This is a genomic window from Sphingomicrobium lutaoense (genome assembly GCF_014195685.1).
Lineage (GTDB): Bacteria > Pseudomonadota > Alphaproteobacteria > Sphingomonadales > Sphingomonadaceae > Sphingomicrobium > Sphingomicrobium lutaoense.
The window spans coordinates 28172-39494 of sequence record NZ_JACICF010000002.1; the positions used below are offsets into that span (position 1 = coordinate 28172).

Here is an 11323-nt window from a genome sequence, read left to right on the forward strand (position 1 = left end):
CGCATATATAGGAAGGATGAGCGACAAACCCAACGGACCCGTGGCGAGCGAGATGATCCGGCGCCTCACCGAAGCGCTGGAACCCACGCGCATGCATCTCGACGACCAGAGCGATCATCATATCGGCCATGCCGGGCATGACGGTCGCGGCGAAAGCCATTTCGCGCTGACCATCGAGAGCGCCGCGTTCGAGGGCAGGAACCGGATCGAGCGGCAGCGGCTCGTCTATCGGGCGCTGGGCGAGCTTCTCGACGAACAGGTGCATGCCCTGTCGATCCGCGCGCTCGCGCCGGGCGAAGCCTGATGGAAGGCGTGCGCGCGATCGCGCCGAGCGTGCACGACCTTGGCGATTTCAAGGTACGCCGCGTCCTGCCGAGCCGTCCGCGCACGATGGTCGGACCCTTCATCTTCGTCGATGAATTCGGGCCGGCGCAGCTCGACATCGGCAAGGGGATGGACGTGCGGCCCCATCCGCACATCAATCTCGCCACCGTCACCTATCTGTTCGAAGGGGCGATCCACCATCGCGACAGCATCGGGTCGAGCAAGGTCATTCGCCCGGGTGCGATCAACCTGATGACCGCGGGCGAAGGCATCGTCCATTCCGAGCGCTCGCCGCAGGAAGAACGTGAAAAAGGCGCCCGGCTGTACGGAATGCAGACCTGGCTCGCGCTGCCCGAAGACAAGGAAGAGATTGCGCCCGGCTTCGATCATGTCGCCGAAGAGGGCCTGCCGTTCATCGAGGACGAGGGCGTGTCGGCGCGGGTGCTGATGGGGAGCCTGTGGGGCGCGAGCGCGGCGACCCCCCAGCACAGTCCCACCATCTATGCCGATATCGTGCTGGGCGGGGGCAAGCTGCCGATCGATGCCGAGTCGGACGAGCGAGCGGTGCTAGTGACTGAAGGCGAGGTGCTGCTGGACGGCGAGCGGCTCGAACCCTTCACGCTGTATGTGCTCGCGCCCGGGCATGAAGCGAGCCTGTCGGGGCGCGGGCGGGTGATGCTGCTGGGCGGAGAGGCCTTTTCCTCGCCGCGCCACGTGTGGTGGAACTTCGTTTCTTCGCGGCGCGAGCGCATTGCGCAGGCCAAGGAGGATTGGCAGGCGCGCCGTTTCCCGCTGGTGCCCGGCGACGAGCAGGAGCGCATTCCGCTGCCCGAGGTCCCCAAGACGGTCAGCTATCCCTGATGGAGAGCAAGCGGATTGCCCTGTCGACGGGCGTGAGCCTCAATGTCGCGATGGCCGGGGCCGCGGACGGCAAGCCGGTGATTCTGTTGCACGGCTTTCCCGAATCGCACCGCACCTGGCGAAAGCTCGCTCCGCTGCTCGGCGAATTCCAGCTGGTGATGCCGGATCTTCGCGGCTTTGCCGGGTCGGACAAGCCGCAAAATCTCGACGCATATCGCACCGACGTGCTGGTCGCGGACCTGCTGGCGCTTGCCGACGCGATGGAGATCGAACGGTTCGCGCTCGTCGGGCATGACTGGGGCGGAGCGGTGGCCTGGGCGGCGACGCTGCGGGGCGGGCCGCGGATCGAGCGGCTGGCGATCATCAATTCGCCCCACCCGCTCATTTTCCAGAAAAGCATCATCGATGACGAGGCGCAGCGGGCGGCGAGCCAATATATCCGCAGCTTCCGCGAAACCGGGATGGAAGAGAAGATCCGCGCGATGGGGCTCGATGCCTTTTTCGATAAAAGTTTCGGCGCGCATGTCGACCTTGGCTCGATCAGCGCGGAGGAGCGCAAGGCCTATCTGGAAGAATGGGGCGGCGACGGCGCGCTCGAGGGGATGCTGGCATGGTATCGCGCCAGCCCGATCCTCGTCCCGGCGATGGACGAGGCGGGCGAATATCCGGCCTGGCTGATGTCGGGAGTGCCCGACGTGCATGTCCCGGTGAAGATCCTCTGGGGGATGGAGGACAAGGCGCTCCTTCCCTGCCAGCTCGAAGGGCTGGACGGATTGATCGACGATCTTTCGATCGAACGGCTCGAAGGCGTGGGGCATTTCGCGCCGTGGGAAGCGGCCGACAAGGTCGCGGCGGCGCTCAAGCCATTTCTTGCTAAGGCCGACCTTTAGGCGCTAGAGGCGCGGCCCATGTCCAGATCGCAATCGCGCAGTGCCGCCCGGCTCGCCGCCGTGCAGGCTCTCTACCAGCAGGAAATGGAAGGCACGCCCACGGCGAAGCTGATCCATGAATTCCACGAGCATCGCCTCGGCGCGACGATCGAGGACGTGACCTATGCCGAGGCCGAGGTGCTGTTCTTCGACGATATTGTCGCAGGCGTGCTGGCGCGGCGCGAGGAAATCGATGCCAAGATCCAGGGCAAGCTGGCCCAGAGGTGGAATATCGAACGGCTCGACCGGCCGATGCGCGCGATCCTGCGCGCGGGCACCTATGAACTCATTGCCCGCGCCGACGTGCCGCGCGGCAGCGTGATCGACGAATATGTCGATGTCGCCGATGCCTTCTACGACAAGAAGGAGAAGGGGTTCGTCAACGGCCTGCTCGACGCGATCGCCAAGGACGTGCGCGACTAGGGATCGTTGCGGTCGAGGAAAGCGAGCGGAATGTCGATCCGCTCGGCCCAGGCAATCTCGTCATGCTCGGCGCCGGTGTAGCGGCGGCTCATGTAATTGGCCCCTCCCCATCCGCGCGCCTCCATCATCGCATCGAAGGCATCGGCATAGGGCGGGTAATGGGCATCCAGGGTCGCGGTGCCATGATCCATGTAGATGCGGTTCGCGCCGGGGGTAAGTTCGGTGGTTTCGAAATAGGAAGCCCAGGCCGCGGTGGTGTCGGCGACATTGGCGGCGACATCCTCCTGTTCGGGTTCGCCCAGCGGATAATGGATCGAGACCGCCGCAGCCTGCCCGAAGACATGGGGATATTCGGCAATCGCATAAAGGCTCATCAGCCCGCCCATCGAGGAGCCCATCACGCCCGTGTCCTCGGGTCCCGCGAGCGTGCGATAGGTGCGATCGACCATCGGCTTCACCGTGCCGGTGAGCCATGACAGATATTCATCGCCCTTGAGTGCCTCCCGCTCGATCTTCTCGCGCTCCGACACGCTCGCCAGCGCTTCGACGCGGTGCGGCGGGAGGTGGTCGACCAGCTTTTCGGGGAAAAGAGTGAGATAGCGTTCTCTCGGGCTTTCGACCCCTACCACGATCCATTCGCGAAGGTCGCCTGCCTCGGCCATGCGCGGAACGGCCTGATCCAGCTCCCATGACTTTTTGTAATAGGTGACGCTCGGGTCGAAGAGATTCTGGCCGTCATGCATGTAGAGCACCGGATAGCGGCGCTCGGGATCGGTCCCGTAGGAAGGCGGGAGCCAGACCCACACCCGATCGATCCGCAGGTGCGGCGCGGAGAGATGGCTCTGTTCGAGCTTACCCGCCGTCACTTGCGGCATGGCGGGGGCCTCCGGCTGCTGCCAGCCGAGCAACAGGGCGATGAGCATGACTGGCATCGATCGGGTCTCCATGCGATGAACGGGAGCGAGTGATGCCTTACGGGAACCCTGCTGCCAAGCCATGACCGCCGAACTCAAGCTCATTGCCCGCCTTGCACGGATGGCGACCCATCCCGCCGCGCGCCGGCTGTCGGACGATGCCGCGCATCTCGACGGCATGGTGCTGACGCATGACAGCATTGCCGAGGGGGTGCATTACCGCGCCGACGATCCGCCCGAGAGCGTCGGGTGGAAGCTCGCCGCGGTCAACCTGTCGGACCTTGCCGCCAAGGGCGCGACGCCTGCGGGTGCGCTGCTGTCGCTCACGCTCGCCCCGCCGCAGGAAGGCGCGCTCGAAGGCGAATGGGAGGAGCGTTTCCTCAACGGGCTCGATGCGGCCTGCGAAAGCTATGGGCTACCCCTTCTCGGCGGCGACACGATCGCGCTTCCGGCGGGCGCGCCCCGCGTCCTCGGACTGACCGCGATCGGGCGCGCGGGAAGCCACAGCCCGACCCGCGACGGCGCGATGGCGGGCGATGAATTGTGGGTCGTAGGCACGCTGGGCGATGCGATGGCGGGGCTGTCGCTGCTGGTCGAGGATCGCGATGCCGAAGGAGCGCTGGTCGATATCTACCGCCGTCCCGTCCCCCAGCTCGCCGCAGGCGAAGCGCTCGCACCTGCCGCCCATGCCATGATGGACATCTCGGACGGCCTGCTGCTCGATACCGCCCGGCTCGCGCAGGCGAGCGGCGTGCATGCCCGCATCGATCTTGGCGCGCTGCCCTTGTCGGCGGCCTTCCGCTCGGCGCGGGGCGAGGATCGTACGGCGCGTCTGTTCGCGGCGACGGGGGGCGACGATTATGCGCTTCTGGCCGCCTTCCCGCCCGGAAAGGCGCGCGAATTAAGAAAGTTTTTACCACCCAAGTCCATCTTTACCCGTGTCGGGAAACTGTCGGATGGCGAGGGATTGTCCCTCGAACATGACGGCGAGCAAATCCCGCTGCCGGAGCATTTGGGACATGAACATCGCGCTTCCTAGCCTGCGTCAATGGGTCATCGGCACCGCCGGTCTGGCCTCGGGCATGGCGACCGCTCTGCTGCTCCTCTAAAGGCCGCCGACCGATTTCCTAAATCGGCGGAGCGGGTTGCGCCCGCCGAATCACCCGTTACACATCTTCCCCGGATGCCCGTCGATCTTCGGCGGGCGATCAATTGGGGGTGTTCATGAATCTGGTTCTTATTGCGATTGCCTGCGGCGTCGTGGCGGTGCTCTACGGCATCATCACCAGCCGGCAGGTGCTTGGCTCGCCCGCGGGCAATACGCGCATGGCCGAAGTGGCCGGCGCGATCCAGGAAGGCGCCAAGGCCTATCTCAAGCGTCAATATATGACGATCACCATGGTCGGCATCGTGGTCGCGGTGCTCGTTTTCCTCTTTCTCGGCCAGACCGCCGCGATCGGTTTCGTGATCGGCGCGCTCCTGTCGGGCGTGGCGGGCTTCATCGGAATGAACATTTCGGTGGGCGCCAACGTCCGCACCGCCGAAGCCGCCAACACCAGCCTCCAGAAGGGCCTCACCGTGGCGTTTCGCGCCGGGGCGGTGACGGGTCTTCTCGTCGCGGGTCTCGCGCTGCTGGCAATCGCCATCTTCTTCTATGTGCTGACCGGCCCGATGGGCATGGCCGCCAATGACCGGCTGGTGATCGATTCGCTTGTCGCGCTGGCCTTCGGCGCATCGCTCATCTCGATCTTCGCGCGTCTGGGCGGGGGAATCTTCACCAAGGCCGCCGACGTCGGCGCCGATCTCGTCGGCAAGGTCGAGGCAGGCATCCCCGAGGATGACCCGCGCAACCCCGCGGTGATCGCCGACAATGTCGGTGACAATGTCGGCGACTGCGCCGGCATGGCCGCCGACCTTTTCGAAACCTATGTCGTCACCGTGGGCGCCACCATGGTGCTCACCGCGCTGCTTCTCACCGGAGCGGGTGATCTCCTGATGCCGCTAATGGCTTTGCCGCTGCTGATCGGCGGGGCCTGCATCCTGACTTCGATCGTCGGCACCTATTTCGTCCGGCTGGGCAAGGGCAATTCGATCATGGGCGCGATGTACAAGGGCTTCCTCGTCACCGCGGTCCTGTCGATCCCGCTGATCTATCTCGTCACGCAGATGGCGCTGGGCGACATGAATGCCGAACTGGGCGGCGGCGAACTCGCCAGCTTCACCGGCATGGATCTCTTCTGGTGCTCGATGCTGGGCCTCGCCATCACCGGCCTCATCATCTGGATCACCGAATATTATACCGGCACCAACTATCGCCCGGTGAAGTCGATCGCCAAGGCATCCGAGACCGGGCATGGCACCAATGTCATCCAGGGCCTCGCGATCAGCCTCGAAGCGACAGCGCTTCCCACGCTGGTGATCGTCGCGGGCATCATCATCGCCTACCAGCTCGCCGGTCTCATGGGCATTGCCTATGGCGCCACCGCGATGCTGGCTCTGGCGGGTATGGTGGTCGCGCTCGACGCTTATGGTCCGGTCACCGACAATGCCGGCGGCATCGCCGAGATGGCGGGGCTCGATGAAAGCGTTCGCGAAAAGACCGACGCGCTCGACGCGGTGGGCAACACCACCAAGGCCGTCACCAAGGGCTATGCAATCGGTTCGGCGGGGCTTGCCGCGCTGGTTCTGTTCGCGGCCTATACGACCGATCTCGGGATCTTCTTCCCCGATGTCACGGTCGATTTCAGCCTCGAGAATCCCTACGTGATCGTCGGGCTGCTGCTGGGTGCGCTGCTGCCTTACCTGTTCGGCGCGCTGGGCATGACCGCGGTCGGCCGGGCGGCGGGCGATGTCGTCAAGGACGTGCGCGAGCAGTTCCGCGACAATCCCGGCATCATGGATGGTTCGGCGCGCCCGGCCTATGGCCGCACCGTCGATCTCGTCACTAAGGCAGCGATCAAGGAAATGATCGTTCCCTCGCTGCTTCCGGTGCTGGCCCCGATCGTCGTCTATTTCGTGATCACGCTGGTCGCGGGACAGGCGAACGGCTTTGCCGCGCTTGGCGCACTGCTTCTCGGCGTGATCGTTGGCGGCCTGTTCGTCGCCCTGTCGATGACTTCGGGCGGCGGCGCCTGGGACAATGCCAAGAAATATATCGAAGACGGTAATTTCGGCGGCAAGGGTTCCGAAGCGCACAAGGCAGCGGTCACCGGCGATACGGTGGGCGACCCGTACAAGGATACGGCGGGCCCGGCGGTCAACCCGATGATCAAGATCACCAACATCGTCGCGCTGCTGCTGCTCGCGGCGCTGGCCGGTCACGGCGCGTTGTAGGCGAACGCCTACTTCGATCCGAACGAATGGGGCGGGGGCAGCGATGCCTCCGCCCTTTTTGTATCAGGCGGCGCGATCGGCTCGAGTGGATAAAGGGGCTTCCTCTTCCAGCACAATCCGGCGCGTTGAGGCTTTCTCTTTCCATGTCAGGCGCTTCCCGCTAAGGGGAGCGCCACTCGAAACCACACGCAAAGGATGTTCATGGCCAAGGAAGAACTTCTCGAGATGCGGGGTCGGGTGGTCGAACTGCTGCCCAACGCGATGTTCCGCGTCGAGCTGGAGAATGGCCACGAGATCCTCGGACATACTGCCGGAAAGATGCGCAAGAACCGCATCCGCGTCCTGACCGGCGACGAAGTCCTCGTCGAACTGACGCCCTACGACCTGACTAAGGGCCGCATCACCTACCGGTTCAAATAAGCGCATGAAGCTGGTCCTCGCCTCGGCGAGCCCGCGACGCCGCGACCTATTGGCGCGCATCGGGGTCGTACCCGACGCTGTCGACCCCGCCGACATCGACGAGGAGCCGATGCGTGGCGAGTTGCCGCGTCCCCATGCCCTGCGCCTCGCCGAGGAAAAGGCCGCGGCAGTCGCGCCGCGCCATCCCGAGGCGCTGGTGCTTGCCGCCGACACCGTGGTCGCGGTCGGGCGGCGCATCCTCCCCAAGGTCGAGGACGAGGAGACGCTGCGTGCCTGCATGAAGCTCCTGTCGGGGCGGCGGCACAAGGTCCTAACCGGGGTCGCGATCAAGGTGCCGGGCGAGGACCGGATCAAGTCGCGCGTGGTCGAGACGATGATCGCGATGAAGCGGCTGAGCGACGAGGAAATCGACCATTATGCCGCGCATGGCGAGTGGAAGGGCAAGGCCGGGGGCTATGCGCTGCAGGGCTATGGCGAAGTCTATGTCCGGCACATTGCGGGAAGCTATTCCAACGTGGTCGGCTTGCCGCTGGCCGAGACGCGCCACATGCTGAAAAGCGCGGGCATGCCGATCCCATGAGTGCGCCCGATCCCGATGGCTGGATCATCGAGGAGGGCATTGGCGAAACCCGCGCCGCTCTCATCGAGAATGGCGAGATCGTCGAGGCGCGCGTGCGGCGCGAGGGCATCATCCCCGCCGGAACGGTGCTCGACGCCAAGCTGGTCGCGGTCGCGCCGCGCGTCACCGTCGAGGCGGACGGAGAACAATTCCTTTTGCCCCGCGGCGTGAGCGGCATCAGCGAAGGCAGTCGTCTTCGGATCGAAGTGGTGCGCGAGCGGCTGGGCGGAAGCGAGCCGTGGAAGCGCGCGCTCGCCCGTTTTACCGAGGAGGAACCGCGCCCTGCCCCGCCGCTTGCCGAGGGCCGTGCCGGGAAGATCGAGGGGTGGGACGATCTGCTCGAGGAAGCGCGCAGCGGCATGATCGGGTTCGATGGCGGCGAATTGCGGATCGAGCCCACCGCCGCGATGACCATGATCGACGTGGATGGCTGGCTCCAGCCCGACAAGTTGGCGCAGATGGCGGCCTGGGCCGCGGCGCGCGCGATCCGCAGGCTCGATATCGGCGGGCAGGTGGGGATCGACTTTCCCAATCTCGAAGGCCGCGATGCGCGGCGCGAGATCGGGGAGATCATCGACGCCTATCTTTCCAAACCCTTCGAGCGCACCGCGATGAACGGCTTCGGCTTCGTCCAGATCGTCCGGCCGCGGGAGCGCGCGTCGCTGATCGAGCTGGCGCGCGACCGGGCTGCTTTCGAGGCACGGGCGCTGTTGCGGCGAGCGGAAAAAGAGGTGGGTGCAACCCGGCTGGTCGCGCATCCCGCGGTGCTGGGCGCGATTCCCGAGGCGTGGATTGAACGGCTGTCGCGCCGGGTCGGAGGCGAGGTGACCTTGCAGCCCGACGCCACCCTCTCCATCTCGGGGGCCTATGCCCAGCAAAAGTGAACCCCGCTGCCCCAAGTGCGGCAAGAAATCCTCGCCCGACACAAGGCCTTTCTGTTCGCGCGGCTGTAAGGACCGCGACCTTCTGAATTGGTTGGGCGACGGCTATCGCATCCCCGGACCACCTGCCGACATAGAAGGGCTGGACAGCGAGGAAGACCAAGGTTAGGGAGCGCCTCGCTGAACCGCGGCGGACCCGCCGCGATGACCTGTGCCCAGGTAGCTCAGTTGGTAGAGCATGCGACTGAAAATCGCAGTGTCGGCGGTTCGATCCCGTCCCTGGGCACCACCCTCCCCCATCCTGCAAATCCGCCGCAGGTGACCCTTCGAGCAATCTTAGTTAAGAAGGCGGGATGGCTACCTTGCTCATCGGCATCCTGCTCGCTTCGCTGACGATCATCATCCATTACGAAACGCTGCGCTTCACCTCGGCGCGGCTCACGCATCTGCATATCCCGCCGCGCGCGCGGATCATCGTCGTGCTGGTCGCCGCGACGCTATCGCACCTGACGCAGGTGTTCATCTACGCGCTGGCCTTTCTCGGCATGGAGCGGATGGGCGGATTCGGCTCGATCGACGGGGGCGTGAAGCACAGCCTCGGCGATGCCTTCTATTTCTCCATTTCTTCCTACACCACGCTCGGGATCGGCGATCTCATTCCCACCGGAGGTCTTCGGATGATCTCGGGACTGGAGGCGCTCAATGGTCTCATAATGGTCGGCTGGACCGCCTCGATGACCTATCTCTACATGGAAAAATTCTGGCATCTGCAGAATCAGAATCCCCATGCCCGCAAACGCCGCTAGCCCGGAAGGCTGAGCGGCCGCGTCTCGTAATGGAGGCGCCATTGCTGCACCTCCGCGAGCATGATCTCGCCCAGCCGCCGCGAGCGTTCGGCGAGCCGCTCGATCCGCAGGGGATCGGCCTCGATGGCGATCTTGAGCTGGAGCAGGCGCTGCGCGATCACCGACGAGCGCTCGCCGGTCGAGGCGAAATCGCCTTGCATGCGGATCCCGTAAAGCGCCGCCGCGAGCGCCGGGAAGAGCGCGGTGACGAAGGTTACCAACTGGGTCATTCCGACACCGAACAGCTTGCCCACGCTGCCGGTGCCGATGGCGACGGCGAGATAGGCGACGCAGGCGAGGATCGTCCCGATGAAAAGTAGGTCGCCCGCATGGTGCAGGCGATGGTCGGCACGGTGCATCGCGCGGGCATTGGCACGGTGATAGTCGATCTGCTCGTTGATCAGGCCGATGAGCGAAGCGCGCACCTTTTCGAGATAGGCCTTGTCGACCAGCGCGGCGGGCAGTCCCAGCTCGCGTGCGCTGGCCCGCGCATACCAGCTGACCCAGCCCGGATGGGTGGTGCCATCCTCGACGTCGCGCAGTGACAGGCGGCCCAGCGTGGCGGTGAGCGCGAGAAGCCGCAGCCGTTCGGCCAGGTGGCGCCGGTCGAGCCAGCATTGGTGGAGATTGTTGCGGCGCGCGCCATGAGTGTTGGCGATGATGAGGAGAATGACGAAAAGCTCGGTGGCGATGAGCGCCTTCTTGGCATCGGGAAACAGCAGGCCCGCCAGCGCGAGAAAGACCGCGAGCCCTGCCAGCGCGTAATTGGTCACGAAGCTTGACCGGAAGCGGAGCGCGAACTGATTGGCACGCGCATCGGCTCGCCCGAAGCGTGCGAGCAGCGGGCCGTTGAGCCTTTTTCCGAAGCGGCCATGGTCATCGAACGGACCCGTATGGCGGCGGAGCCATTCGGCACTTTCTTCTTCCCCGGCCGCGCGGAATTGCAACTTTCGCCATGACTTTGCGCCCGACAGGGCCATCAGCAGCGGCCAGCCGAGATTGCGCCGCGCCTTGCGCCGGGCGGGGCTGGTGAATTGTACCAGCGCATCGCGTTCGGGCCTGGCGGGCGGCGCGCACAGGGCATTGACCAGTGCGGCGAGCACCGTCCGGGCATCGGCACGATTGATGCCGTCGAGCGAGGGACGGTCGGGCACGGCTTCATGGAGGCCGCTCCACAACAGTTCGGGGGGTGCCTTTCCTCCGGCATCGACATGGATCACCGGCATGTGCATCGCGACGGCCTCGGCAATCACCTGGGTGGTGCCGCCCCGCCCGCGCGCCGCCTCGCCGTCCCAGACCGCAATGAGGATGTCGCATTGCGAGAGCATCAGCCGCCCGGCCATCTCGTAGCCGGCTTCGTCGCCGCCCTCATATTCGGACAGCGACATCACCGTATCGGCCTGGTCGACCAGCTTCTTCGAGCGCGCCCATTTATCGTCGGTGAAATCGCGCGCGTAGATCGGTTCGGGAAAAGGAAGGCAGACCGCCAGCCGTGCGCCCGCTTCGAGCGCGGCCTCGGCGGCGAGCACGTCGGCCCCTTCGGCGACCGAGGTCACGAGTTTGATGCGCGGCGGCTGCGGGGACAGAAGGTCGCCATGGCGAGCGTGCAATTGTTCGAGCGCCTGCGCGCTATGCCTGAAGATTTCGCGGCACGCCGCCTTGATCGCTTCATGCTGGTCGGGGTCGAGGCGCGGCGGGCGATGGCCCGTGATGCCGAAACGAAGCACCAGCCGGGGTTGGAAAGGATCGGCCCTCGGGTCCACGCTCATGACGC

General features: G+C 65.4%; 13 protein-coding genes and 1 tRNA gene. 12 read left to right on the top strand and 2 right to left on the bottom strand.

All coding sequences use genetic code 11. The features are described 5' to 3' along the window. Window positions 1-16 precede the first annotated feature (16 nt). From FHS50_RS08275 to nusB, 4 genes are read left to right on the top strand one after another with little or no spacing between them, the layout of a single operon-like run. The gene (locus FHS50_RS08275) at window positions 17-304 is read left to right on the top strand and encodes a BolA family protein (protein WP_183933985.1); all 288 of its coding nucleotides are present in this window, start codon (window positions 17-19) and stop codon (window positions 302-304) included. Beyond that, on the top strand, window positions 304-1185 hold the full coding sequence (locus FHS50_RS08280; RefSeq protein ID WP_183933986.1) for a pirin family protein: 882 nt from the start codon (window positions 304-306) through the stop codon (window positions 1183-1185). Before FHS50_RS08275 ends, FHS50_RS08280 begins: the two co-directional genes overlap by 1 nt. Next, window positions 1185-2075 carry an alpha/beta fold hydrolase gene (locus tag FHS50_RS08285; RefSeq protein WP_183933987.1) on the top strand — a complete coding sequence of 297 codons (891 nt, stop codon included), beginning with the start codon at window positions 1185-1187 and terminating at the stop codon, window positions 2073-2075. Before FHS50_RS08280 ends, FHS50_RS08285 begins: the two co-directional genes overlap by 1 nt. Before the next feature lie 18 nt (window positions 2076-2093). Beyond that, window positions 2094-2537, top strand: coding sequence for a transcription antitermination factor NusB (gene nusB, locus FHS50_RS08290; RefSeq protein ID WP_183933988.1), 444 nt, complete (start codon window positions 2094-2096; stop codon window positions 2535-2537). On the opposite strand, the gene FHS50_RS08295 is transcribed toward nusB, so the two are convergent. Continuing rightward, window positions 2534-3469, bottom strand: a complete 936-nt coding sequence (locus FHS50_RS08295; RefSeq protein ID WP_183933989.1) for an alpha/beta hydrolase — start codon at window positions 3467-3469, stop codon at window positions 2534-2536. The genes nusB and FHS50_RS08295 overlap by 4 nt on opposite strands. 64 nt (window positions 3470-3533) lie before the next feature. Here FHS50_RS08295 and thiL point away from each other — a divergent pair, with 64 nt between their 5' ends. The 8 genes from thiL (at window position 3534) to FHS50_RS08335 (ending at window position 9510) form a co-directional block, all read left to right on the top strand. Further along, window positions 3534-4490, top strand: a complete 957-nt coding sequence (gene thiL / locus FHS50_RS08300; protein WP_183933990.1) for a thiamine-phosphate kinase — start codon at window positions 3534-3536, stop codon at window positions 4488-4490. 185 nt (window positions 4491-4675) lie between these two features. Further along, the gene (locus FHS50_RS08305; protein ID WP_183933991.1) at window positions 4676-6784 is read left to right on the top strand and encodes a sodium-translocating pyrophosphatase; all 2109 of its coding nucleotides are present in this window, start codon (window positions 4676-4678) and stop codon (window positions 6782-6784) included. Window positions 6785-6985: 201 nt separating this feature from the next. Next, on the top strand, window positions 6986-7204 hold the full coding sequence (gene infA / locus FHS50_RS08310; protein WP_147042814.1) for a translation initiation factor IF-1: 219 nt from the start codon (window positions 6986-6988) through the stop codon (window positions 7202-7204). 4 nt (window positions 7205-7208) lie between these two features. Next, window positions 7209-7784 (top strand): Maf family protein, encoded by a 576-nt coding sequence (locus tag FHS50_RS08315; RefSeq protein ID WP_183933992.1) that lies wholly within the window; start codon window positions 7209-7211, stop codon window positions 7782-7784. Beyond that, a complete protein-coding gene (locus tag FHS50_RS08320) occupies window positions 7781-8707 on the top strand; it encodes a ribonuclease E/G (protein WP_183933993.1) in 927 nt (308 codons plus the stop codon). Before FHS50_RS08315 ends, FHS50_RS08320 begins: the two co-directional genes overlap by 4 nt. Next, complete coding sequence (locus tag FHS50_RS08325) at window positions 8691-8873, top strand: DNA gyrase inhibitor YacG (protein ID WP_183933994.1); 183 nt, start codon at window positions 8691-8693, stop codon at window positions 8871-8873. The genes FHS50_RS08320 and FHS50_RS08325 overlap by 17 nt, the downstream gene beginning before the upstream one ends. 44 nt (window positions 8874-8917) lie before the next feature. After that, window positions 8918-8993 (top strand) — tRNA-Phe (locus tag FHS50_RS08330). A 64-nt stretch (window positions 8994-9057) separates the two neighbouring features. Further along, window positions 9058-9510 carry an ion channel gene (locus FHS50_RS08335; protein ID WP_183933995.1) on the top strand — a complete coding sequence of 151 codons (453 nt, stop codon included), beginning with the start codon at window positions 9058-9060 and terminating at the stop codon, window positions 9508-9510. On the opposite strand, the gene FHS50_RS08340 is transcribed toward FHS50_RS08335, so the two are convergent. Continuing rightward, window positions 9507-11318, bottom strand: coding sequence for a hypothetical protein (locus FHS50_RS08340; protein WP_183933996.1), 1812 nt, complete (start codon window positions 11316-11318; stop codon window positions 9507-9509). The genes FHS50_RS08335 and FHS50_RS08340 overlap by 4 nt on opposite strands. Between the last annotated feature and the right edge of the window lie 5 nt (window positions 11319-11323).

Excerpts from the sequence above, each read along its gene's own strand:
- thiL (WP_183933990.1), top strand. The coding sequence starts at position 3,534 with ATGACCGCCGAACTCAAGCTCATTGCCCGCCTTGCACGGATGGCGACC.
- nusB (WP_183933988.1), top strand. The coding sequence starts at position 2,094 with ATGTCCAGATCGCAATCGCGCAGTGCCGCCCGGCTCGCCGCCGTGCAG.
- FHS50_RS08285 (WP_183933987.1), top strand. The coding sequence starts at position 1,185 with ATGGAGAGCAAGCGGATTGCCCTGTCGACGGGCGTGAGCCTCAATGTC.
- FHS50_RS08275 (WP_183933985.1), top strand. The coding sequence starts at position 17 with ATGAGCGACAAACCCAACGGACCCGTGGCGAGCGAGATGATCCGGCGC.
- infA (WP_147042814.1), top strand. The coding sequence starts at position 6,986 with ATGGCCAAGGAAGAACTTCTCGAGATGCGGGGTCGGGTGGTCGAACTG.
- FHS50_RS08305 (WP_183933991.1), top strand. The coding sequence starts at position 4,676 with ATGAATCTGGTTCTTATTGCGATTGCCTGCGGCGTCGTGGCGGTGCTC.
- FHS50_RS08320 (WP_183933993.1), top strand. The coding sequence starts at position 7,781 with ATGAGTGCGCCCGATCCCGATGGCTGGATCATCGAGGAGGGCATTGGC.
- FHS50_RS08340 (WP_183933996.1), bottom strand. The coding sequence starts at position 11,318 with ATGAGCGTGGACCCGAGGGCCGATCCTTTCCAACCCCGGCTGGTGCTT.
- FHS50_RS08335 (WP_183933995.1), top strand. The coding sequence starts at position 9,058 with ATGGCTACCTTGCTCATCGGCATCCTGCTCGCTTCGCTGACGATCATC.
- FHS50_RS08295 (WP_183933989.1), bottom strand. The coding sequence starts at position 3,469 with ATGCCAGTCATGCTCATCGCCCTGTTGCTCGGCTGGCAGCAGCCGGAG.
- FHS50_RS08280 (WP_183933986.1), top strand. The coding sequence starts at position 304 with ATGGAAGGCGTGCGCGCGATCGCGCCGAGCGTGCACGACCTTGGCGAT.
- FHS50_RS08315 (WP_183933992.1), top strand. The coding sequence starts at position 7,209 with ATGAAGCTGGTCCTCGCCTCGGCGAGCCCGCGACGCCGCGACCTATTG.
- FHS50_RS08325 (WP_183933994.1), top strand. The coding sequence starts at position 8,691 with ATGCCCAGCAAAAGTGAACCCCGCTGCCCCAAGTGCGGCAAGAAATCC.